At 64.4% G+C, this 22,568-nt stretch carries 18 protein-coding genes; 15 read left to right on the forward strand and 3 right to left on the reverse strand.

Annotation, left to right across the window (positions count from 1 at the left end; genetic code table 11):
• Positions 1-161: 161 nt before the first annotated feature.
• The gene (gene lptG / locus CHB64_RS12885) at positions 162-1,256 is read right to left on the reverse strand and encodes an LPS export ABC transporter permease LptG (protein WP_089413032.1); all 1,095 of its coding nucleotides are present in this window, start codon (positions 1,254-1,256) and stop codon (positions 162-164) included.
• Positions 1,256-2,368 carry an LPS export ABC transporter permease LptF gene (gene lptF, locus CHB64_RS12890; protein ID WP_159462504.1) on the reverse strand — a complete coding sequence of 371 codons (1,113 nt, stop codon included), beginning with the start codon at positions 2,366-2,368 and terminating at the stop codon, positions 1,256-1,258. Before lptF ends, lptG begins: the two co-directional genes overlap by 1 nt.
• A gap of 144 nt (positions 2,369-2,512) precedes the next feature.
• On the opposite strand from lptF, the gene CHB64_RS12895 reads away from it, so the two are divergent.
• The 8 genes from CHB64_RS12895 to CHB64_RS12930 all read left to right on the forward strand — a co-directional run bounded on the left by CHB64_RS12895 (position 2,513) and on the right by CHB64_RS12930 (position 11,744).
• Positions 2,513-4,027: a leucyl aminopeptidase gene (locus CHB64_RS12895; protein WP_089413034.1), complete on the forward strand. Its 1,515-nt coding sequence runs from the start codon at positions 2,513-2,515 to the stop codon at positions 4,025-4,027.
• 264 nt (positions 4,028-4,291) lie between these two features.
• Entirely contained in the window at positions 4,292-4,951 is a 660-nt protein-coding gene (locus CHB64_RS12900) for a DedA family protein (protein WP_089413035.1), read from the forward strand.
• A 70-nt stretch (positions 4,952-5,021) separates the two neighbouring features.
• Positions 5,022-6,170, forward strand: a complete 1,149-nt coding sequence (locus tag CHB64_RS12905) for an isobutyryl-CoA dehydrogenase (protein WP_089413036.1) — start codon at positions 5,022-5,024, stop codon at positions 6,168-6,170.
• A 157-nt stretch (positions 6,171-6,327) separates the two neighbouring features.
• Complete coding sequence (locus tag CHB64_RS12910; RefSeq protein WP_089413037.1) at positions 6,328-7,389, forward strand: enoyl-CoA hydratase/isomerase family protein; 1,062 nt, start codon at positions 6,328-6,330, stop codon at positions 7,387-7,389.
• Positions 7,390-7,500: 111 nt separating this feature from the next.
• Positions 7,501-7,917, forward strand: a complete 417-nt coding sequence (locus CHB64_RS12915; protein WP_089413038.1) for an EVE domain-containing protein — start codon at positions 7,501-7,503, stop codon at positions 7,915-7,917.
• A 14-nt stretch (positions 7,918-7,931) separates the two neighbouring features.
• On the forward strand, positions 7,932-8,822 hold the full coding sequence (gene mmsB, locus CHB64_RS12920; RefSeq protein ID WP_089413039.1) for a 3-hydroxyisobutyrate dehydrogenase: 891 nt from the start codon (positions 7,932-7,934) through the stop codon (positions 8,820-8,822).
• Between the two features lie 48 nt (positions 8,823-8,870).
• Positions 8,871-10,763, forward strand: a complete 1,893-nt coding sequence (locus CHB64_RS12925) for an ABCB family ABC transporter ATP-binding protein/permease (RefSeq protein WP_089413040.1) — start codon at positions 8,871-8,873, stop codon at positions 10,761-10,763.
• A 9-nt stretch (positions 10,764-10,772) separates the two neighbouring features.
• On the forward strand, positions 10,773-11,744 hold the full coding sequence (locus CHB64_RS12930) for a DUF3137 domain-containing protein (RefSeq protein WP_089413041.1): 972 nt from the start codon (positions 10,773-10,775) through the stop codon (positions 11,742-11,744).
• A gap of 3 nt (positions 11,745-11,747) precedes the next feature.
• Here the strand turns inward: CHB64_RS12930 and CHB64_RS12935 are convergent, their stop codons facing one another.
• Positions 11,748-15,254: a response regulator gene (locus CHB64_RS12935; protein ID WP_089413042.1), complete on the reverse strand. Its 3,507-nt coding sequence runs from the start codon at positions 15,252-15,254 to the stop codon at positions 11,748-11,750.
• Positions 15,255-15,471: 217 nt separating this feature from the next.
• On the opposite strand from CHB64_RS12935, the gene CHB64_RS12940 reads away from it, so the two are divergent.
• The 7 genes from CHB64_RS12940 (at position 15,472) to CHB64_RS12970 (ending at position 22,555) form a co-directional block, all read left to right on the forward strand.
• Positions 15,472-15,909 carry a TadE/TadG family type IV pilus assembly protein gene (locus CHB64_RS12940; RefSeq protein ID WP_089413043.1) on the forward strand — a complete coding sequence of 146 codons (438 nt, stop codon included), beginning with the start codon at positions 15,472-15,474 and terminating at the stop codon, positions 15,907-15,909.
• Complete coding sequence (locus CHB64_RS12945) at positions 15,909-17,639, forward strand: pilus assembly protein TadG-related protein (protein WP_089413044.1); 1,731 nt, start codon at positions 15,909-15,911, stop codon at positions 17,637-17,639. The genes CHB64_RS12940 and CHB64_RS12945 overlap by 1 nt, the downstream gene beginning before the upstream one ends.
• 99 nt (positions 17,640-17,738) lie before the next feature.
• Positions 17,739-18,722, forward strand: a complete 984-nt coding sequence (gene dusA / locus CHB64_RS12950) for a tRNA dihydrouridine(20/20a) synthase DusA (RefSeq protein ID WP_089413045.1) — start codon at positions 17,739-17,741, stop codon at positions 18,720-18,722.
• Between the two features lie 7 nt (positions 18,723-18,729).
• The gene (locus tag CHB64_RS12955) at positions 18,730-19,560 is read left to right on the forward strand and encodes a sulfite exporter TauE/SafE family protein (RefSeq protein ID WP_089413046.1); all 831 of its coding nucleotides are present in this window, start codon (positions 18,730-18,732) and stop codon (positions 19,558-19,560) included.
• A gap of 49 nt (positions 19,561-19,609) precedes the next feature.
• Positions 19,610-20,707 carry a glycosyltransferase gene (locus CHB64_RS12960; protein ID WP_159462505.1) on the forward strand — a complete coding sequence of 366 codons (1,098 nt, stop codon included), beginning with the start codon at positions 19,610-19,612 and terminating at the stop codon, positions 20,705-20,707.
• A 67-nt stretch (positions 20,708-20,774) separates the two neighbouring features.
• Positions 20,775-21,215, forward strand: coding sequence for a host attachment protein (locus CHB64_RS12965; RefSeq protein WP_089413048.1), 441 nt, complete (start codon positions 20,775-20,777; stop codon positions 21,213-21,215).
• 152 nt (positions 21,216-21,367) lie between these two features.
• The gene (locus tag CHB64_RS12970) at positions 21,368-22,555 is read left to right on the forward strand and encodes an acetyl-CoA C-acyltransferase (RefSeq protein WP_089413049.1); all 1,188 of its coding nucleotides are present in this window, start codon (positions 21,368-21,370) and stop codon (positions 22,553-22,555) included.
• Positions 22,556-22,568 lie beyond the last annotated feature (13 nt).

A 22,568-nucleotide genomic window follows, 5' to 3' on the forward strand; every position in this document is an offset into this window, starting at 1 on the left:
ACGCACGCGCACGCCGCGGCCCGTTCGACCCCGCGTCAGGCGATAACGGTTCGACGGACGGCGCAAGCCCCGCGCTCCTTGCGAATCACTCGAACGAACTTCGACCCTCGATAACCGAGGCCGCGCGGGAGGTCCACGGCCAATCCGGCCGGAACGGCCGATCAGCTCTCTTCGAAATGAAGAAGGCCGGCGAGAGCGAATAGCGTCGCGGCGAGCGCGGGCGTCCATGCGGCGAGCGCTACTGGCGCGGCGCCCGATTCGCCGAGCGCGGCCGAAAGCTCGGAGAGCAGATACAACAGAAAACCGGCGGCGACGGCGGCAAGGAAAAGCTGCGCCGCTCCGCCGGAACGGATCGGCTTCAGTGAGAACATCGCAGCGATCAGCACCATGGCGATGAGCTTGAGCGGCGTTGAGCAAAGGTCGTGAAAGCGCATATTGTATCGGGTCGTCGAGAGTCCCGCGGCTTCCGCCAGCAGAATGAAGCGCGGTAGTCGCCACAACGACAGCGTTTCCGGCGCCTCGATGCGCGAACCCAGATCCTCCGGCGTGAGGGAGGTGGGAATGGCGTAGATCGGCGTTCGGTGGTCGAGTTGGTCTTGCACCCCTTTGATCCGGGCGCCGTGCAGCTCAATGGTGCGGCCCGACAGCATCGCGCCGGGCGCGTCGATGCGTTCAAGAAAACGCGCTTGGCCATCGAGCCGCCAGACGGTGACGTCCGAGAGCGCCGCCTGTTCTTCGTCATAGCCGCGGGCGTTGATGAGAAGAACGCTGTTTCCGTCGCGCTGGCGCAGCCATAGCCCATCGCCGAAGATCTCCACGAGGCTCGACGTCTGGCCGCGAACGGAGTCCTTCAGCGACTCGCTCTGCGCGCGCAGGCGCGAGGCCAACGGATCAACGAAGGCGATCAGCACGAGCCCCGACAGGGCGGCGACCAGGGCGGCCGGGCCGATCAGGCGCCAGACCGAAAGCCCGGCGGCGCGCATGACGGCGATCTCGGCCCGCCGGTTGAGTTGGCTGAACATCCATATTGACGCGAAGAGAAACACGAAAGGCGCAAGCGCCGTCATCAGGGACGGCGTGCGCAACAGCGTGATCCGCGCCGCGGTCAGTAGATCGGCTTCCTCGAACTTGCTGGCGAAGCGCAGATTCTCGACGAGTTCGACGAGCATCACGCAGCTCGCCAACACAGCGAACAGGGCAGCCACAGCGAACACGACCCGCCCGGCGATGTATCTCAAGAGAGTCGCTGGCGGCATCAGGCGGCTCCGGCTTGCGACGCTGCGTGAAAGCGGCGCAGGTCGGCCAAAAGCACGGCCATGACGGCGATCATGAGCAGGGGGGCGGCGTGGATCGCCCACCAGGCGCCTGTCGCCGCCGCCAGGGACTGCGCCAGAAATCCGCCTACCCGCGCCGCGCCTGCCGCGGCGCAAGCGGCCAGAATGCGCAGCGCATAGCCGCGCCGGTTATAGGGCCCGCCGATGAGCGCATAGAGCGCGATGAGGACATAGACGAACGCATAGAGCGGCGCGGCGAGGCGATTGTGCCCTTCCGCAATGAGCGCCGCTGCGTTCATGCGGTCCCAAGGCTTCGAAAGGTCCGGCCTGAGGAGCTCAGGGAGATAGCGTTCCGTCATCTCGAGCTGCAACGAGGCGCTGCGCGGATTGAAGCGCGAAACGTTGATCGCGGTTTCGTCGAACCGCGTGATTTCGATCGCGCCACCGTCCGAGGGCGCGCGCTGAACGTTGCCTTCGGCCAGATAAAGCACCGGCCCTGCATCCGTGTCGCGCAAGACTCCGCGCCGGGCCATGTAGGCGCGCGGCGAGTCGGGATCGCGATAGTCGTGAATCAGCAGGCCGACGAACTGCCCGCCAGGTCGGGCCTCATCGACATAGATGGTCAACCCCTCGCCGACGGAGACGAACTCGCCGCTGCGAAGGACGGCGCTCGCGAAGTCGGCGCGAATCTGGGCGATCTCCTGCTTGAGCTGGCGATAGGTGCGCGGCATCAGGTCAAGATTGATCCAAAGCGTGGCGAGCGCGCAGGCGAAGGCGAGCAGCAGGAGGGGGGCGGCGATCCTGAAACGGCTGACGCCGGCGGCGAACATCACGGCGATCTCGCTGTCCGCGTGCAGGCGCTGCAGCGCGTATAGCGCGGCGGCGAACAGCGCAAAGGGCAGGATGATCGCCAGAAGGCTCGGCAGGATGAGCGCGCTCAGCCGCGCGAACACGCCCAGGCTCTGGTGATAATCGACGAGCAGATCGGCGCGCTGCAGGCTCTGCGTCATCCAGACGATGACGGTCGCGATGCCGAGGGCGTAAAGGAACGGCGTTAGACACTGGCGAAAGATATATCGGTCCAGTCTCGTCAAGGCGCAGCGTTTCCTCGGGCCTGAGCGATGCGACGAGACGCTGTTGCGCCGCGCCGCGGCTCGGCCTACCACAGCCCGTAAATCGTCGGAAGACCGGCCGCCGCAGCGGTGGCTTCTCCGGACAAGAAACATGCAGAGGGCCTGATGCAGGTATCGTTTTCCAAAGCCGCGCCGCCCAAGTCGGGCGCGCTGGCGATCCCTTGTTTCGAAGACGGCGCGCAGCCTGCGGCGTTCGACGCGCTGGACGAGGCGGCGCAAGGCGCGCTCAGCCGGGCGATCAAGGCCGCCGCATTCAAGGGCAAGAAGGATCAGACGCTTGATATCGTCGCGCCGGCGGGACTTGAGAATACGCGCGTCCTTCTGGTCGGGGCGGGGGCCCGCAAGGAGCTCGGCCCGCTTGAGGCCGAAGCTGTCGGCGCCGCCGCCGTCGCGCGGCTCCTTGCGACCCGTGACAGGGCGGCCGCCTTCCTGCTTGACGGCGTCGAGACGCCGAAGCTCGCGCCCGAAGAGTTCGCCTCGCGCGTCGCCCTCGGCGCGAAGCTGCGCGCCTATCGCTTCGACAAATACCGCACTCGCGTCGAGAAGGATAAGAAGCCTGCATTGACCAGACTGACGGTTCATACTGCCGCCGCGAGGGCGAAGACGCTGTTCGCCGATTACGAGAAAGTCGCCGAAGGCGTGTTCCTCACGCGCGATCTCGTCTCCGAGCCGCCAAACGTTCTTTATCCGGAAAGCTTCGCCGAGCGTTGCCGCGAGCTCGAAAGCCTTGGCGTGAAGGTGAAGATCCTCGGCGAGGCCCAGATGGCGAAGCTCGGCATGGGCGCGCTTCTGGGCGTCGGTCAGGGCTCGGTGCGCGAATCGAAACTCGTCGCCATGGAGTGGATGGGCGGCAAGAAGGGCGACGCGCCCGTCGCCTTTGTCGGCAAGGGCGTGACGTTCGACACCGGCGGCATCTCCCTGAAGCCCGGTCCCGGCATGGAGGACATGAAATGGGACATGGGCGGCGCCGGCGCAGTGACCGGCGCTATCGCCGCACTTGCCGGCCGCAAGGCCAAGGCGAATGTCGTCGGCGTCATCGGGCTGGTCGAGAACATGCCCGACGGCAACGCCCAGCGTCCGGCCGACATCGTGACCACTATGTCGGGCCAGACCGTAGAGATCCTGAACACCGATGCGGAAGGCCGGCTCGTGCTCGCCGACGCCGTCTGGTGGACGCAAGAGACCTACAAGCCGAAAACGGTTATTGATCTCGCCACGCTCACCGGCGCGATCATCATTTCGCTCGCCCATGAATATGCAGGCCTGTTCACGCGCGACGACGATCTCGCCGCGTCCCTAGCTAAGGCGGGAGAGGCGGCCGGCGACCGCCTCTGGCGGATGCCGCTCGACAAGGCCCATGACGAGATGCTTAAGTCCGACATCGCCGACATGAAGAACGTCGGCCCGAAGGAGGGCGGCTCGTCTTCGGCGGCGGCGTTCATCGGCCGCTTCATTAAGGACGGCGTCGCTTGGGCGCATCTCGACATCGCTGGCAAGGCCTGGACGACGAAAGATCTTCCGACTGCTCCTAAAGGCGCGACCGGATACGGCGTGCGCCTGCTCGACCAATGGGTCCGGGAGAATTGCGAAAAGCAGAGGCGACACGCCTTTGCTCGTTAATGGAGCCGTCGCCGTCGCGCCGCGCTGATCGGCGCGGCGTGCTGGTCGAGACCGTCGGCCGCAGCGCGACTGGATGCCTGGCTCGTCTGTCGGCCCCCTATGATCTTTTGTGCTTGGCGGGTACAACGCCGCCGCCCAGTATGGGGACGAACATTTTGCGGCGCAGCAAATCTCTGTCCGCTATGATTGGGCAGCGGCCTTCAGAAGTGAGAAAGACAAGATGAAAAAAAGCGCCGACGCCTATGGCTGCAGGAGCGGGCGCTGATGTTCGGCGTCGATGCGGACTCGGTGATGGCGATGTCGGGGCTGGCGCTGTACACCGGCGTTTTCCTGCTGCCGTTTTTGCAGGAGGACGTCGCCGTGATCGCCGCCGCGACCGCCTCGATCACCGATATGGCGCCGGAGGCGGCGCTATTCGCAACCATCCTGTTAGGTCTCGTCGCAAGCGACGTGTGGAAATACTGGATCGGCTATTTCGCTCGCCGCAACGCCTGGGCGCACCGGTTCGCGGAGAAGCCGGGCGTGTCGGTGGCGGCCGATCTCGTCCGCGAGGATCTGGCGAAGACGCTTTACGTCGCTCGCTTCGTTCCCGGCACGCGCGTTCCCACCTATGTGGCTTGCGGCTTCTTCAAGGTCCCTTACTTGCGGTTTTGCACTCTCGTGACGCTCACGGCCTTCACCTATGTGGCGGTGATGTTCGCATTGTTTCATACAGCAGGCGCGGTCGCCGGGGAACAGGCGAAATACTGGCTGCCGGCGATCGCCGTGACGGCCGTGATCAGCTACGTCTTGTTCCGCTGGGCGCGCCATCGCGGCCGCAGGCTCGGGCCGATGACGCCGCTCAGCCGGGAATTCGACCACCCGCTGCCGGACATGCCTGGTTTTGAGGGTAATCCCCTGGAGCGGGAGGAAAGGACTACATAGCGCGTAGAGCATAAAATCGTCCGTCAGCTTTTTACACGCTACGCGCTGCGCAGTAAGCACTGGAGGCCCCGTGGACTTCTCCCTTACCGACGACCAGCAGGCCATTCAGGAAATGGCGCGCCGTTTCGCCGCCGAAGAGCTTGCCCCGCATGCGGCGGAATGGGACGAGAAGAAGCATTTTCCTGTCGACGTCATCCGCAAGTCCGCCGAACTCGGCCTCGCGGCGATCTATACGCGCGAGGACGTGGGCGGTTCGGGCCTCGGCCGGCTCGACGCGGCGCTCATCTTCGAGGCGCTGTCGGAAGGCTGCACCGCGACCGCGGCCTATATCTCCATCCACAATATGTGCTGCTGGATGATCGACCGCTTCGGCTCGGACGCGCTGCGGAAGAAATACTGCCCGAAGCTCGCCTCGGCCGAACTCATCGCCAGCTATTGTCTCACCGAACCGGGCTCGGGCTCGGACGCGGCCGCGCTTAAAACCAAGGCCGTGCGGGACGGCGATCATTACGTGCTCAATGGCGCGAAGGCTTTCATCTCAGGCGCAGGGGTCTCGGATCTTTACGTCGTCATGGTCCGCACCGGCGGGGAAGGCGCGCGCGGGATCTCGACCGTGCTCGTCGAGAAAGGAACGCCGGGGCTCTCCTTCGGCGCGCAGGAGCGCAAGATGGGCTGGAACGCGCAGCCTACGGCGATCGTGAATTTCGAGGACTGCCGCGTGCCGGCCGCCAATCGTCTGGGCGAGGATGGCGAAGGCTTTCGCTTCGCCATGATGGGGCTCGACGGCGGCAGGCTCAACATCGCGGCCTGCTCGCTCGGCACGGCCAACGCCGCGCTCAAGGTCGCGCTCGACTACGCCAACGAACGCCGCGCCTTCGGCAAGCGCCTCAACGAGATGCAGGCGCTGCAGTTCAAACTCGCCGATATGGCGACCGAGCTCGAAGCCGCGCGCGTGTTCCTCTATCAGGCGGCGTGGAAGCTGGACCATAAGACGCCGGACGCCACGCGCTTCTGCGCCATGGCCAAACGCTTCGTGACTGATGTCGGCTTCGACGTCGTGAACGAGGCGCTGCAGATTCACGGCGGCTACGGATATTTGCGCGACTATCCGCTAGAGCGCATGCTGCGCGACGTGCGCGTGCACCAGATTCTCGAAGGAACGAATGAGATCATGCGCGTCATCGTCGCCCGGGACATGCTGAAGGAGTATCAGGCGTGAGGATCGAATCGCGAAGTAGTGAATGGCGACTGGGCAGGAATGCGTACGATGAGAGGATATAACGACGGCAGCGGAGGGAGAGCCGACGTTACGGTTAGCTATCCTCCGCCCCTGTTCGCTATTCACTATTTCACCACTCATGTGAGCGAAGTGAACCATGACTGCTGATATCCTCTTCGACCGCGTCGGCGCCTGGGGTGTCGTCACGCTCAACCGGCCGAAAGCGCTGAACGCGCTTACCTGGGGCATGGTCGAGGCGTTCCGCGCGCAGCTTCTGAAATGGGAAGGCGACTCCCGCGTCATGGCTGTGTTGGTGAAAGGCGCGGGCGATCGCGCCTTTTGCGCCGGCGGCGACATTCGGTGGCTTTACGACGAGGCGCGGAAAGACCCCGCCCGCGCCTGCGGCTTCTTCCGCGAGGAATACCGCAACAACGCCGCGATCTATCACTTCCCGAAACCCTATGTGGCGCTCATCGACGGCGTCGTCATGGGCGGCGGCGTCGGCATTTCCGTGCACGGCGATTTTCGCATCGCAGGCGACCGAACTCTTTTCGCCATGCCGGAGACGGGCATCGGCCTGTTTCCGGATGTCGGCGGCGGACACTTCCTGCCGCGGCTGCATGACGGGGTCGGGCTTTACTATGCGCTCACCGGCGTGCGGGCGAAAGCGGCCGACTGCATGGCTGCCGGAATCGCCACTCATTATACGCCCACGGACGACATGCCGGCGCTGGAAAGAATGCTTCTTGATCTGCCGTTCAGCGAGCGCGCCCATGCCGACATCGAGGCGGTTCTTGATGAATTCGCCGGCGATCCTGGCCATGCGCCGCTCAACGACCTTCGACCCGGGATCGCGCGTCTGTTTCAGGGCCATGCGCGCATCGAAAGCCTCATCGCCGCGCTGGAGCGCGACGGCGGCTCCTTCGCCGCCGAAACGCTTGAGACTCTGGGGCGCATGTCGCCGACATCGCTCAAGCTTACTTTCGAGCAGATGAAGCGCGGCCATGATCTAGATTTCGACAGCGACATGCGCATGGAATTCCGCATGGTTCGCCGCGTCATGGAGGGCCATGACTTCTTCGAAGGCGTGCGCGCGCAGATCATCGACAAGGACCGCAATCCGAAATGGAAGCCGGCGAGGCTGGAAGACGTCAGCGACGCGGAGATCGAGAATTATTTCACGCCGCTGGACGGCGAGGAGGAGCTGGCTTTGCCATGAATAGTGCTTAGTACGTAGTACATAGTTCGTAGTGATTGCCGAGCCGGAAAGCGCCTTTCTAGGCATTACGCGCTACGCACTACGTACTACGTACTACAAGCGGAGCGAATAATGGCCTATTGGCTTTTGAAAACCGAACCCGACAGCTGGAGTTGGGACCAGCAGAAAAAGGCCGGCGCGAAGGGCGAGCCCTGGACCGGCGTCAGAAACACGGCCGCCGCAAAGAACATGCGCGCGATGAACAAAGGCGATCTCGCCTTTTTCTATCACACGGGCGGCGAGAAGGCGATCGTCGGCGTCGTCAAGATAATCACGGACCCTTACCCGGATCCAGAGGACGAAGCATGGCCGCTCGTCGACGTCGCCGCCGTCGAGGCGCTGCCGAAACCGGTCGCGCTCGCCGCGGTCAAAGCCGAGCCGAAGCTCGTCCAAATGACGCTCGTCAGAAATGCGCGCCTCTCCGTCCAGCCTGTGAGCGAAGCGGAATGGAAGCTGGTGCGCAGGATGGGCGGGCTTAAGGACAAGTAAAGGAGGAACGCGGAATGACCACCATCGCTTTTATCGGCCTCGGCAATATGGGCGGACCGATGGCCGCCAATCTTGCGAAGGCCGGCCGCCAGGTCGCCGCTTTCGACTTATCTGAAGCCGCGCGCGCACGCGCCGTCGAAGCGGGCTGTCAGGATGCGGACAGCGTCGCCGCCGCGGTCGGACAAGCCGACGTCGTCGTCACCATGTTGCCCGCAGGCAAGCATGTACGCGCGGTCTATCTCGGTGAGGACGGCGTCATCGCCCATACGAAGAAGGGCGCGCTTTTGATCGATTCCTCCACCATCGACGTGGACTCGGCCCGCGCCGTCGGCAAGGCGGCGGGCGAGGCGGGCTTTCAGATGGTGGACGCGCCGGTGTCGGGAGGCGTGGCGGCGGCCGCGGCGGGAACCCTCACCTTCATGGTCGGCGGGGAGAAAGACGCCTTCGAGCGCGCGCGGCCGGTTCTCCAGCACATGGGCAAGAACATCTTCCACGCCGGTCAGGCCGGCAACGGCCAGGTCGCCAAGATCTGCAACAATATGCTGCTCGGCGCGTCGATGATCGCCACCTGCGAGGCGTTCAATCTCGCCGAGCGGCTCGGCCTCGACGCGCAGACCTTTTTCGACATCGCCTCGGCCGCCTCGGGCCAGTGCTGGTCGATGACGAGCTATTGTCCCGCGCCGGGGCCTGTGCCGGCAGCGCCCTCAAACCGGGACTATCAGCCCGGCTTCACTGCGGCGATGATGCTGAAGGACATGCGCCTCGCTCAGGAAGCGGCCCGCAACGCCGGCGCGGCGACGCCGCTGGGCGGTCTTGCGGAGGAAATCTACGCGCTGATGGAAGCGGCCGGAAAGGACGGCCTCGACTTCTCCGGCGTGATGAAGCTCATCAAGGGGACGCTGTAGCGCGTCTCGGGCTGGCGATTTGACCTGTTCCATCTCATCCTGGCGGCCATGACCGCCGCGCCTGCTTTCGACGAAGTTGCGACGAAGCCGCAAAGTTTCGTGCGCGCCTTCTTCCGCATGACGCGGGCGCTTTGGCGCCCGGAGATGAAGCGCTGGCGGCCGCGGATGGCGCTGGCGTTGCTCGTCACCGTCGCCGCCAAGGGACTCGCCGTCGCCGCGCCGGTGTTGCTCGGCGACGGCATCAACCGCGTCGTGGCGGGCGCGGACGGCGCGGAGCGTTCGTTCGTTCTGTCGTTTCTGCTGTTCGCCGCGGCGCGATTTCTGTCGAACGGACTGCCACAGCTCCGGGACGCTTTCTTCTACCGCGTGACGCAGGATGCGAACCGTCTCGTCGCGGTGGAGGCCTTCGCACACGCGCAGGCGCAGTCTCTGCAATTCCATCTCACCCGGCGCGCCGGCGCGCTGAACCGGATCATCGAGCGCGGGGCGGGAGCGATGGAATTCATGCTCCGCTTTCTCGCCTTCAATATCGGTCCCACAATCGTGGAGCTCGCGCTCGCCGCCGCGGTGATGGCCGCGCTTTATTCCTGGAGCCTCGGGCTGGCGGCCGTGGCCACCGTCGCCGCCTATGCGGTTTTCACCGTGATCGTCACCGAGCGGCGCAACGCGCTTCGCCGCGCGATGAACGAGGCGGATACGGAGCTTCGCGCCATTTCTCTCGACACGCTCGCCAATTTCGAGACGGTCAAGGCTTTCGCCGCCGAGGGGCGCGAAGCGGAGCGCTACGACCGGGCCATGCAGGTCTATAACGACCGTTATGTAAAGACCATGCAGTCGCTATCCTTCCTCAACGCCGGGCAGGAGTTCGTCATGACGGCGGGCCTGCTGGCGGCGGCGCTGATCGCCGCCTTCGCCGTGCGCGGTGGAACGATGCAGGCCGGCGACATCACCGCCGTCATCCTGATGCTGACCAATATATATCGACCGTTGAACATTCTCGGGTTCGCCTGGCGGGAGATCAAACAGGGAGCGGTCGACATCGAAAAGCTGTTCGAACTGCTCGACGCCAGACCGGACATCGCCGACGCGCCGGACGCTGTCCCGCTCGTCGTGACGAAGGGGGAGATCTGCTTCGAGAAGGTGCGGTTCGCCCATGTCGGCCGTCAGGGCGGGCTCGACGGGGTCGGCTTCACGATACCGGGCGGAGCTTTCGTCGGCGTCGTGGGGCCGAGCGGCGCGGGCAAATCGACGATTCTCAGGCTGCTTTTCCGCTTTTACGACCCGGACTCGGGCCGGATCCTGATCGACGGCCAGGACGTCAGGGGCGTGACGCAGGCCTCGTTGCGCCGGGCGTTCGGTCTCGTTCCGCAGGAGGTGGTCTTGTTCAACGATACGCTGCGGTTCAATCTCTCCTATGCTCGGCCCGAGGCAAGCGAAGCGGAAATCGTGGCCGCGGCGCGCCGCGCCCAGCTCGGTGCGTTTATCGAAAGCCTGCCCATGGGCCTCGACACGCGCGTCGGTGAACGGGGACTCAAGCTCTCAGGCGGCGAGAAGCAGCGGGTGGGCGTGGCGCGCGCCATCCTATTTGATCCGCCGATCCTGGCGCTCGACGAGGCGACCTCATCGCTCGACTCGGAAACCGAAAAAGAAGTCCAGACCGCGCTCGCAGAAGCCGCGCGCGGGCGCACGACGATCGCCGTCGCGCACCGCCTTTCAACGATAGCCGGCGCCGATCTCATCCTCGTGCTCGACCAGGGGCGAATCGTGGAGCAGGGCCGGCATGAGTCGCTGCTCGCATGCGACGGTCTTTACGCTGCGCTATGGCGCCGCCAGACTGCAGATAGCGCCGCCGAGAAGGACGTTAAGGAAACGGCGACGGCGACGGGCGATCATGGGGCGCGCGCGGCGCCGGCGGCGCTGTCGCGCGGAAGCGGCTTATAGAGGGGAGCGATGAGCGTATCTCTTCCATCCGCCCGCAGCGCGTTCGAGGGTTTTGGCGACTACTACGAGGCGGAGATCGCCCCGTACCTGCGCGCCCGCGAGAGCGCGCGCCGCAGGGCGGTTCTTGAATTCGCGATTCTGATCGGCGCGGCCGGCGCGGTCGCCGCGCTTATGTTCTTCTATGGGCCGGGCGGCGATGTGAAATTCCAGATTGCGCTCATCATTTTTATGTTGGGCGCCGCGGCGGCGAGCTGGCGGCTGAATCGCGCGCGCGACGACATCGCGCACGGGCTTCTCGAGCGGATATGCGCAAGGTTCGGCTTCGAATATCGCCTGAAAACGAACCGGCCGGACTATTACGGCATGTTCCGCTCTCTCGGTCTTCTGCCCAATCATAACCGGGAGCGTTGGGAAGACGAGGTTCGCGGCGAGCACGCCGGAACGGACTTCGTCTTCTGCGAGGCGCATTTGCGTTACAAGTCCTCCGGGAAAAACAGCAGCACACGGACGGTATTTCGTGGACAAATCTTCGTCATCGGCTATCCGAAACGTTTTCTCGGAACCACTGTCGTAAAACGCGACAAGGGGGTATTCAACGCCTTCACTAAGCCGGGGGCGGGATTCTCGCGCGTAGGGCTTGTCTCAAGCGAATTCGAAAAGGCGTTCGAGGCGTGGTCGACTGATCAGGTTGAGGCGCGCGAACTTCTCGATCCCGTCGTGCTGGAGCGGTTTCAGGCGCTTGAGCGCTTGTTCGAGGGCAAGCGTCTGCGCGCGGCGTTCACGGAAGGCAAGCTTCTCATCGCTCTGGAATCCGGCGACCGGATCAATATCGGATCCATGTTCAAGCCTTTGGCGGATTCTGCGCGAGTCGAAAAACTCCTCAAGGAATTCGACTTGATCTTCGATCTGATCGACGTTCTTCTTGCGCGCATCGATGCGCCGCTTGACGACGCCTTTTCTCTATCTCATGTGAAACCCTGACCGTCAGGAGGCGGCCTTTCTTTGCGCAGGCCCCGTCTTGGCCGGCGCCCAACGCCGCAACGCTTCAAGCAGCGCCTCCCTGCGGATCGGCTTCGAGAGGTAGTCGTCCATGCCCGCGTCGAGGCAGCGCTGACGGTCTTCCTTGAGCGCGTGAGCGGTCACTCCAATGATCGGCGTGCGCCAGCTCTCGCCGGATTCCAGTTCGCGAATCTCACGGGTCGCGGCGAGCCCGTCCACGTCCGGCATGGAGATGTCCATCAGGATGATGTCGGGACGCTGGGCGCGATAGGCATCCACCGCCTCTCGGCCGTTCGCGGCGATGCGCACGCGGACGCCCAGGCTGTCCAACATGGAACGCACGACCATCTGATTGACGACATTGTCCTCGGCAATCAGAATATTCACAGCGTGCAGAGTGGAATCTGGATTGTCCGTAGTTTTTCCAACGGCGCGCTGGTTTTTCAGGTGGGCGACGAATGCGCGTTCTGCGGATCTCACAATCGCTTCGAGCAGCACGGCGGCGCGCGCCGGTTTTGCGATGCAGGCGTCGAAAACGGGGCGGTCAGTCTCGTCCTTCATCGCCTCAGGCTTGCCGGGCGGCGTCAGCGCTATGAGACAGACGTTCGCGAGCGCGGGATCGCCGCGCAGCGCGCGCGCAAACGACTCGGCCGTCATGTCGGCAAGTTCGTCCTCGACGATCGCCGCCCGATAAGGCGCGCCTTCGGCCTCGGCTGCGCACAGCGCTTCGACGCCGGCCGCGCCAGTTTTGGCTCGGTCCGCCGCGAGCCCCCACGCGGCGAGCTGTTCGAGCAGAATGTCCGCGCCTGGCTGTTCGTCGCTCACGACCATGACGCGCATGCCTTTTATTTGATCCAAAGCCGCAGTCGACAGGTCCCCTCCGCTTTGCGCCGGCGGGAGTTTAAGACGCACACGGAATGTTGATCCTTCGTTCAGGCGGCTTTCGACCGAAATCGAGCCGCCCATCGCATCGAGAAGGCGTTTGGTGATGGCCAGTCCTAATCCTGCGCCGTCGTGCCGTCGAGCGGCGGAACTGTCCACTTGTTCGAATTCGTCGAAGATGGCGGCGAGCTTATCTTGCGGTATGCCGCAACCGGTGTCTACGACCGCGATTTCTATATCGGCGACGTCCTTTCGCGCGATGCCGCGCACGTCGAGCCGGACATGGCCCTGCTCCGTGAACTTCACGGCGTTGCCGAGCAGATTGGTGACCACCTGCCTGATCCGCCCGGGGTCGCCAAGGAACCTGCACGGAAGGTCAGGCGCGTAGCGAACGAAGGTCTTGAGGCCTTTCGCTTCCGCGCGCAGACTGAGGAGAGAGGCGACGTCCTCAACCGTTTCGCGAAGGTCGAACGGTTCCTTGACGATCCTCAGCTTGCCCGCTTCAAGTCGGGAGAAGTCCAGGATGTCGTTGATGATCTTCAGCAGGTTGTCGCCCGAACTGACGATCACCTGCGCAATTTCCCGCTGACGCGGCGACAGCTCGCTCTCCATCAGCAGTGAGGCCATGCCGACGACGCCGTTCATCGGCGTCCTGATTTCATGGCTCATATTGGCCAGAAATTCGGATTTCGCCCGGTTAGCCGCTTCGGCCGCATCCTTGGCGGCCAGCAGCTCTTCCGACAAGGTTTCAAGCTCCTGCTGGCGCTGCGTCAGCTCCGTAATGTCGGAGAAGGTGATGACGACGCCGCCGTCGGCGCGCGGACGGGCGTTCTCGCGGATTACGCGTCCGTCGCGTTGACGGCGGATGAACTCCGCCACCTCGCCGGTTTTTATGGCAGTGCGGATTTGCGCGACATACTCTTCCGCCGTAGCGACTTCATATACGCCCTGCTGCGCGGCGAGCCGAATGGCGGGAAGTATGCTCTTGCCCGTCTCCCAGAAGCTTTCCGGCAGCCTGGACAGGCGCCACGCCTTCGAGTTTCTCGCAACGATGCGCAGATCCTTGTCGAGAACGAGAAGGCCTTCGGCCATCGTTTCGAAGACCTCATCAAGAAGCGCCGTTCGCTCCCTGAGCGCAATGGTGCGTTGCGCGACGATCTCCTCGAGCCTCGCGTTAGCTTCCTGAAGCTTCATTTGAGCCTGTTCGGCGGCCTTGCGCGCGGCGATTTCGGCCGTCACGTTGCGACCGACGCCGCGATAGCCCTTGAAGACGCCTTTGTCGTCGAAGACCGGCTTGCCGCTCCGGCTGATCCAGACGGGCTCGCCGGTCCTGTTTTTGATCGCGCTGACGATGTCGCGGAACGGCGCCAGATTCGCGAGGGCTTCCTCCTGTTTGCGCCAGTTTTCGCCGTCTTCTTCCGTCATGGTGTAGCCGAGATATGCATCACCGATGTCAGGTTCCGCGCCCGTTTCCTCGCGCGCTTTGTTCGTAATGTATGTATACCGAAGGGTTTCATCAGTTTCCCAGAACCAGTCCGAGGCGCTTTCTGCGAAGTCCCGGAATCGCCGTTCGCTTTCTTCGAGCGCGCGCCGGCTTTCGACGGTTTCCGTAATGTCCGACGTCCAGCCTCTCACGCCGAGATACGCGCCGTCCGATCCATAATGGTGGCGTAGGGTCGTCGAGACGACGCGCGGGCGTCCTTCCTTGTCCCGCACGCGATAGGAGAAATTTCGCAGGTTCGCGCGTTCGCCCATGGCGGCGCGCAGCGTGTCAAGCTCTTCGCGCGGGCCCATGAAAAAATCGAGATCGAAGACTTCGCCGATCGGCTTACCTAAGCAGGCGGCGGCGGACTTGCCGAGCAGGACGTCGATGCGCGGCGAAATATAGGTGATCCGATGCTCCGCATCCGTCTCCCACGCCCAGTCCGAGGCCATCTCCATGAAGGCGCGCAGCGTGTCGTCCATCCTCTGGCGATCTGTTTCTCCCTGCAGACGGCGTATGGTCAGCTCACGAATGAACTCCGCGAATCGACTAGAAAATGCGATCACCGTGAACGAAACGAGCAGCATGAGCGCGCCGAATGCGGCGGCGGCGGGATCGGGTTCGAAGATCAGACGGATGTTGATCGGCGCGGCGGCGAGCAACGCCACGGCGCGCGTAACCTTCGGGAGCGCGCCGACGGCGAAGGCGCCGGCCAGGCCGAGCACGCCTACCCATGACGACATCAGAAACCGGCCCGTCATGTCGGCTTGCGCGTAAACGAACATGGCGCAAACCGTCGCGTACGCCGTGAGAACGAGACCAAAAAAATGAATTCGCCGAATGAGCCTTTCGATGGTCTTGCTGGGAAGGGCGGGAATATCCAGCCTGCGCCAATAATTCAGGCGCAGGATCGGGAACAGGATTAGGGGCGCGAAGGGGAGGGCCGCCAGCACGCTGATTTCATGCGCGACATAAGCCGCTATCGCCGCCGTGCCGGCGAATATCGCAATATAAAGCCGCGGCGCTTGGTGAGCGATTTCATTCAGCTGCTGCCGCGCGATATGCACGGCGGCGCCGCCGGCCCCAGCCTCAAAGGGCGCGTCCTCTCCCTGCATTTGTCCGCCCATCCGTTTCTTTGGAAATATAGTTGCCGGGACAGCGTTAATTTCAGGTTCATGTGAGCGTTATCCTCAGCAGGAGGCTGGCGAGGCGGCATGCGGACTGGCGATGGTTAATTTTATCTTTCTGTAAGCAGCGTAATTTTGATTAGTTTCTGCACAAAATATATAAGCGCGCTCTCCTAGATTTGCACGTATAGGTTGTGTAAACAAGGGAGTGCGCGCAATGATAGGCGTCAGTTCGGCATTGAGGCGTCTGCGCAGGGACCGTCGCGGCGTTTCGGCGGTCGAATTCGCGATTCTCAGCCCGCTTTTCTTCGCGCTGGTCTTCGCCATCGTCAATTTCGGCTTTTACTTCGCCGCGGCCAACAGCGTTCAGCAGTTGTGCGGCGACATTGCGCGGGCTTCTGTCGCCGGCCTGGACGAGGAAGAGCGCGTGTCGATCGCGCGGTCCTATCTGGAAGCAAACTATCGCAACTACGTCCTGCTGAAGCGCGAGTATCTGTCGCTGGAAGTCGCCGACAGCGAGGCGCAGCCGGATCAATTCGACGTGCGCGTCGAATATGACGGGGCAGCGCTGCCGACAGCGGCGTGGTCGCGGCTGCTCAGGCGCGAGCCGCCGGTCATTCTCGGCGTCGCCACAGTCAAGCACGGGGGATTCTGATGACCGCACGCGAACGCACGCAGCTTCTCGCGCGCCTTCTGTATTGCCGGCGCGGCAATTTCGCCATTCTGACGGCCACGCTCTTGCCGCTTTTTCTGTTGGCGATCGCCATGGTCGTCGATTTCGCCATGCTTTCCCTCGAACGCCGGCGCGCGCAATCGGCGGCGGATCTGGCTGCGATCATCGCGGCGCAGAATCTCCACATGGCTGAAACAGCGGCTCGCTCCATTCTGGCGCTGAACGATCATGAGGGCGTCACCGAGTTCGAGCTGGGGCGCATGGAAAACGATGAGGCGGAAGAGGCGAGGAAGGTGAAATCGGTCTTCGACGTCGCGACGGGACGATATGAAAGAGACGCGACGCTCACGCCAGATCAACGCTTTGTCGCAGGCGCGCGCCCCTTTAACGCCGCGCGCGTCACGCTTTCGAAGCGGGTTCGCCCGCTCTTCAAACCCATTTTCGCCGCCCCGCCGACGATCAGGGTCTCCGCGATCGCGAGCGCGGAAGCGGCCGCGGCCTTTTCCGTCGGCTCCCGGCTCGCCGCGTTGCGCGAAGGCGTGGCGAACGCCCTGCTTTCTGAATTGACGGGAACGAGCGTTTCCCTGTCTGTGCTCGACTATAACGCGCTGCTCGACGCCGATGTGGACGTTTTCACGTTCCTGGACGAGTTGGCTATCCGGCGGCGCATCGCATCCGGCCGCTATGATGACGCTCTGGATTCCGAGCCGACATTGGGCGACGTCGTTTACGCGCTCGCCCGCGCGTCGTCAAAAGGCGGATCGGGAGCGGCGTCCTCGGCGCTTGATCGCCTGTATGTCGGCGTCTTCTCGAACGCCGATCGAATCGATCTTGCGCGGGTGATCGACCTCGGTCCCTTTGCAAAAATAGCGCTCGGCGAAGCAGGCGCTCAGGGAATGCCGACAAGGGCGCGCGTGATGGATCTTCTTCTCGCCAGCGCCGTCGTCGCAAACGGCGAGCGTCTTATCGATCTTGATTTGTCGGCCTCCGCGCCGGGGCTCGCTTCGCTCCAGGCGACGCTTGTTTTGGGCGAGCCGCTTCAGCATTCTCCCTGGCTCCGGATCGGCGTCGACGAGGAGGTTGTCTCGAACGTGCAGGTCCGCCTGCGGCTTGTCGGCACGCTGTTCGGCGAGGGCGCGCTTCAATCGGTTTCCGTAAGAGCGCCGCTTTATCTTGAGCTCGCGCGCGGCGAAGCGAGCCTTGCCGAGATTCGCTGCCGCGGCGGCGATCCGCAGGATGCGGAGGTGGATATTCTGGCGCGCCCCGGAGTCGTCGACTTCTGGCTGGGGGAAGTCGAAATGTCGCGCCGCTTCATCAACGATGATGATGTCGCTAGAGCGCGGCTGGTGAACGCGCCCTTGTTGCGGATATACGGCCGGGCGCATGCCGCCGTGGAAGAAACGACGGCGACGCGGCTCGTCTTCAGGGCGGAGGACATCGAGACCGGCGCGTTCAGGTCGACTTCGACCGACGATATTCTGGAGAGCCTGATGCAGAACCTGATCGAAGACAGCGATCTTGAGGTCAACGCTCTCGGGCTAAGCCTCAGCTCGGCGCTAGCGACGCAGGCCCTGCGCACGACCTTGCAAAGAGCGGCGAGCCTGCTCGATCAGCCGCTCGCGGCGTTGCTCGAGACGCTGGGCGTTTCGATCGGAGAGATGGATGTGCGCGTCAACGGCGTGCGCTGCGACCGGTCGGTGCTGGTCCAGTAGGGCGCGCGAGGTCTTTTATGGCGTCTGTTTTCCTGCCGGCGCAAAGCGGGTAAGAACGCGGGCGATTGAGTATCGTCCGCGGATCAGGGAAACCCGGCGATGGCCGGAAAAGAGCACCGTTTTTGCATCGCGCCGATGATGGACGGCACGGATCGTCACTGCCGGTATTTCCACCGGCTGCTGACGCGCCGCGCGCGGCTCTATACGGAAATGATCGTCGCCGAGGCCGCCATTCATGGCGACCGAGAGAGGCTGCTCGACTTCGATCCGGTCGAGCATCCCGTCGCGCTGCAACTCGGCGGCTCGGACCCGGCGCTGCTGGCCGAAGCGGCGCGTATCGGGGCCGATTACGGCTATGACGAGATCAATCTCAATGTCGGCTGCCCGTCGGACCGCGTGCAATCCGGCGCGTTCGGCGCGTGCCTGATGAAGACGCCTGGCCTCGTCGCCGACTGCGTCGCGGCCATGCAGGCCGCCGTCGATATTCCTGTCACCGTAAAATGCCGTCTCGGCGTCGACGATCAGGATCCGGAAGAAAGCCTGTTCAGCTTCGTCGATGCTGTGGCCGGCGCCGGCTGCCGCGTGTTCATCGTGCACGCCCGCAAGGCGTGGCTGCAGGGGCTTTCGCCGAAGGAGAATCGGGAAATACCGCCGCTTGATTATGAGCTGGTGCGCCGGCTGAAGCGCGCGCGGCCCGATCTTGCGATCGTGCTTAACGGGGGGATCGACTCGCTTGAACAGGCGGAACGCTTGCTTCCTGATTTCGACGGCGTGATGCTGGGGCGCGCCGCCTATGGGGACCCCTATATTCTTGCGGAGGCGGACAGGCGGATCTTCGGCGTAGAGAGAAACCCGCCGTCCCGCGAAGACGTCGTACAGGAGATGATCGGTTACATGCGCCGCATGGCGCAGGCCGGCGTGAAGCCGCATCATATCGCGCGCCATATGTTGGGGCTTTTTCACGGCCGTCCGCGGGCGCGCCTTTGGCGGCGCATGCTTTCGGCGGAAGGCGCGCACGCCGGGCCCGACCTTCTCGAGCGCGCGCTCGACGCCATGCGCCGGCAGGCCCGGCACGCGGCCTGATAATGAGATGGCGTCTTTTCTCGCCGCGCACGGATTTCTTTTACTGACGGTTCTGGCGGCCGGACTAGCAGCCGGCTTCGCCGGCGGTTTGTTCGGCATCGGCGGCGGAATAGTCACCGTGCCGGCGCTTTACGCCGTCTTTCGCGCTTACGATGTCGCGCCCGAGCCGAGTCTGAAGACGGCGATCGGCACATCGCTGGCGGTCATCATCATCACTTCGCTGCGGGCGTTGCGCGCGCATCATCTGGCGGGCTATGTCGATATCGGCGTGCTGCGCGCCTGGGCGCCGTGGATCGCGGCCGGCGCCGTGGCGGGCGGACTGACCGCGCGATGGATTCCGGTCGAAGCGTTGACCGTCGTCTTCACGGTCGGGGCGCTGTTTATCGCCTGGCGGCGGCTGACGGGCAGCGCGCCGCCCCCCCCGGACAGAACGCGGGATCTCTCCTCGAAGGCGGTTCATATACCGATGGGATTCGGCACGGGGCTGTTCTCCAGTCTGATGGGGCTCGGCGGCGGCGCGGTCGGCGTGATGGTGATGGCCTGGTCGGGCCGTTCGATGCGCCAGGCCGTCGCGACCGCGTCCGGCTTCGGCGTGGCCGTGGCCGCGCCGGGGACCGCCGGTTTCATCGTCTCAGGCCTGGGCGCGGAAGGTTTGCCGCCGCTGTCGCTCGGTCATGTGAATCTGCTCGCTTTCGCGGCTATGGCCGCCATGACGGCGATCTCGGCTCCCCTGGGGGCGCGGGCGGCCCATCGGATCGACGGCGACCTGTTGTCCAGGCTGTTCGGGGTGTATGTCGGGCTGGCTGCATTGGGACTTCTCTGGGAGGCTTTGCGCTAATGAAACAGCGCAAACGAGACGGGTGCGTGCGATGAACGATGCGGCGGTCTTGAAGCCTCCCGCGCGGCGACTCCTTCAAATATCGCTGGGCGACGCCGCCCGTTCCGGCCGCGCCGAATCCGGGCTCGCCGCCGCCATGCGCGCCAGGGGCGGCGAGATCGAAATGCGACTCGTCGGGCAGGGGCGAAAGCTGAGCATCATTCGGGACGTGCTGACGCAGGCGCCGCGGTTCGATGATTACGACGCCATCCTGACGACCGAATACACGCTCGCCTACGCCGCAGGCCTTCGGTCCTGGCTTTCGCGCTCGCGGACGCCGGTGATCGTCATCGGCCTCAATCTTTCCCGCTCGGCGATCGCAACGGGCCTTCCGCCCGTCGACCGCATGATCGACGCGCCGTTCCGCCGCCTCGCCCTGACGGTCATGCATTCCCGTCACGAAATGGCGCTCTTCCGCGACAAGCACGCGCTCGATCCGGCGCGCATGGCTTTCGCGTTATGGGGGTTCGACCTGCCGCGCATCAAAAGCCGTCGCTTCGAGGGCGCGCCGCCTTATGTCTGTCTCATCGGAAGAAACAATCGCGATTTCCGCACGTTCTGCCGCGCGGTCGAGAAGGCGGGCGTGCATGGCGTCATCATCGCGCCGTCCTATGCGGCGTTTGACTTCGAGATTCCCGAAAGCGTTACAGTGTACCGGGATCTTCCGATGAGCGATTGTCTGGACTGCATCCGCAATGCGCTCGCCAGCATCATTCTCGTCGAGGATGCCTTGCGCGGCGCCGGCCATATAACGGCCGTGGCGGCGATGCTGCTTGGCGTCCCGCAGATCTATTCGGACGTTCCGACCCTGCATGACTATTTCGTGAACGGCGCGACCGGCTGGGCGGTTGCGTTGCGCGATGCGGACGCGGCGGCGGCGGCGATAAACAGCATACGAACGGACAGAGATGAGGCCCGCCGGCGCGCCGCGGTTGCAAAAGCCTACGCCGAGCGTTGGCTGAGCCACGAAGCCGTTTCGGCGCGTCAGGCCGAACTCGTGACGGGCGTGGTCGAAGGCCGGCCTTTCGAGCCGGTGGACCCTGAATGGCGCGCGGCGCATGAGGCCCTCGCGCGGCAGACTCCGGCCGGCTTGACCTCGGCGGAATAGAGCCCACATGATGGACCGGCCCGCCAATGACGCGCCGCGATCCTTCGGCTGAACGGGAGGTTCGAAGTTGCGCAAGATCACTACCGCCTTCGCCACCTTCGACGGCGCTTCGGCCCGCGCCTATATTTATGAGAGAGCCAAAAAGCGCCTGACGCCGCTCGACGGCTTTCCGCTGGAAGGGGCGAGAAAGCCGGAATTCGACAGCGAGCGCCCGCGCGTTTTCCAAAGCGTCGGCGAAATGCGCAGCGCCGTGGAACCGCAGACCGATCCCGAAAAGGAGCTGGAGCGTGCTTTCGTCGCCGGTGTGGCGAGGCGGCTCGAGGCGGTCAGAAGCAAGGGCGGCTTCGACCGGCTCATCGTCGCCGCTCCGCCGCGCGTTCTGGGATATTGGCGCGAGGTCGCGCCGTCCTCGCTCGTCAGTGTCGTGAAAAACGAAGTGACAGGCGATTACGTCAACAAAGATGAGGTCAGCCTGTTGCCGATCGTTGAGGACGCCTTTTGGGGATGACGGCCCGCCTCCCGGCGCGGCCGAGCTCGGCCGGCGAGTTAAAGCCGGCGCCGCGCGATTGAATTCGCCGTCGCGAAGGTCCAAAAGAACCCCGCGCCGTCGGGTCCGTGGTTCCGGACCGGCGCCTGAACAGTAGCCCGAGGAGGACTTCCATGACTGTTGCGGATCCCATCGTCATCGTCGGCATGGCGAGAACGCCTATCGGCAACTTCCAGGGCGCTTTCGCGGGCGTTCCCGCGACCGAGCTCGGCGCCCGCGCGATCGGGGCGGCGCTGGAGCGCGCCGGGCTGGAGGCCGAAGCCGTGGACGAGGTGCTGATGGGCTGCGTGCTGCCGGCGGGCCTTGGCCAGGCGCCGGCGCGGCAGGCCTCGCGCGGGGCGGGAATACCCGATTCCGCAGGCTGCGTGACCGTCAACAAGGTTTGCGGGTCCGGCATGAAGGCGGCGATGATCGCGCATGATGAGATCGCGGCGGGCTCGGCCGGCGTCGTCGTCGCCGGCGGGATGGAGTCGATGACGAACGCGCCGCATCTGCTGCCCTCCGGGCGCAGCGGCATCAAGTTCGGACATGGCGAGATTCTCGATCACATGGCCTGGGACGGGCTCGAAGACGCCTACAGCAAACGCACGGCCATGGGCGTCTTCGCCGAGAAATGCGCGCGCGAATGGCAGTTCTCTCGCGAGGAGCAGGACGAATTCTCCATGCGCTCGGTCACGCGCGCGCAAAAGGCGGTGAAAGACGGAACCTTCGCCGACGAGATCGTTCCCGTCGTGGTGACGGAGCGCAAGAGCGCGCACACGGTCTCCGACGACGAAAAGCCCGGCCTTGTCGACGCCTCGAAAATTCCGTCGCTGCGGCCGGCCTTCGAAAAGGACGGCACGGTGACGGCAGGCTCGTCCTCGGCGATCTCCGACGGCGCGGCGGCGTTCGTCCTCATGCGCGCGAGCGAGGCCGAAAGGCGCGGGCTTTCGCCGGTTGCGCGCATCGTCGGCCACGCCACGCACAGCCAGGCGCCGGAATGGTTCACGACGGCGCCGGTCGATTCCATCCGCAAGCTGCTCACGAAGGTCGGCTGGAGCGCGTCCGAGGTCGATCTTTTCGAGATCAACGAAGCCTTCGCGGTGGTGCCCATGGCCGCCATGCGCGAACTGAAACTGCCGGCGGAGAAGGTGAATGTCCACGGCGGCGCCATCGCGCTCGGCCACCCGATCGGCGCGTCCGGCGCGCGCATCGTGGTCACGCTCATCAACGCCCTCAAAAAGACGGGCGGCAAAAAGGGCGTCGCCTCCTTGTGCATCGGCGGCGGCGAGGCGACCAGCCTGGCGGTGGAGCTGGCGTAGGGCGACAGTCGCG

The sequence above is a fragment of the Amphiplicatus metriothermophilus genome, assembly GCF_900199215.1.
GTDB classification, from domain to species: domain Bacteria; phylum Pseudomonadota; class Alphaproteobacteria; order Caulobacterales; family Parvularculaceae; genus Amphiplicatus; species Amphiplicatus metriothermophilus.

Excerpts from the sequence above, each read along its gene's own strand:
- CHB64_RS12955 (WP_089413046.1), top strand. The coding sequence starts at position 18,730 with ATGGCGTCTTTTCTCGCCGCGCACGGATTTCTTTTACTGACGGTTCTG.
- CHB64_RS12940 (WP_089413043.1), top strand. The coding sequence starts at position 15,472 with ATGATAGGCGTCAGTTCGGCATTGAGGCGTCTGCGCAGGGACCGTCGC.
- CHB64_RS12900 (WP_089413035.1), top strand. The coding sequence starts at position 4,292 with ATGTTCGGCGTCGATGCGGACTCGGTGATGGCGATGTCGGGGCTGGCG.
- CHB64_RS12915 (WP_089413038.1), top strand. The coding sequence starts at position 7,501 with ATGGCCTATTGGCTTTTGAAAACCGAACCCGACAGCTGGAGTTGGGAC.
- CHB64_RS12895 (WP_089413034.1), top strand. The coding sequence starts at position 2,513 with ATGCAGGTATCGTTTTCCAAAGCCGCGCCGCCCAAGTCGGGCGCGCTG.
- CHB64_RS12970 (WP_089413049.1), top strand. The coding sequence starts at position 21,368 with ATGACTGTTGCGGATCCCATCGTCATCGTCGGCATGGCGAGAACGCCT.
- dusA (WP_089413045.1), top strand. The coding sequence starts at position 17,739 with ATGGCCGGAAAAGAGCACCGTTTTTGCATCGCGCCGATGATGGACGGC.
- CHB64_RS12910 (WP_089413037.1), top strand. The coding sequence starts at position 6,328 with ATGACTGCTGATATCCTCTTCGACCGCGTCGGCGCCTGGGGTGTCGTC.
- mmsB (WP_089413039.1), top strand. The coding sequence starts at position 7,932 with ATGACCACCATCGCTTTTATCGGCCTCGGCAATATGGGCGGACCGATG.
- CHB64_RS12930 (WP_089413041.1), top strand. The coding sequence starts at position 10,773 with ATGAGCGTATCTCTTCCATCCGCCCGCAGCGCGTTCGAGGGTTTTGGC.
- CHB64_RS12935 (WP_089413042.1), bottom strand. The coding sequence starts at position 15,254 with ATGGGCGGACAAATGCAGGGAGAGGACGCGCCCTTTGAGGCTGGGGCC.
- CHB64_RS12925 (WP_089413040.1), top strand. The coding sequence starts at position 8,871 with ATGACCGCCGCGCCTGCTTTCGACGAAGTTGCGACGAAGCCGCAAAGT.
- lptG (WP_089413032.1), bottom strand. The coding sequence starts at position 1,256 with ATGCCGCCAGCGACTCTCTTGAGATACATCGCCGGGCGGGTCGTGTTC.
- CHB64_RS12945 (WP_089413044.1), top strand. The coding sequence starts at position 15,909 with ATGACCGCACGCGAACGCACGCAGCTTCTCGCGCGCCTTCTGTATTGC.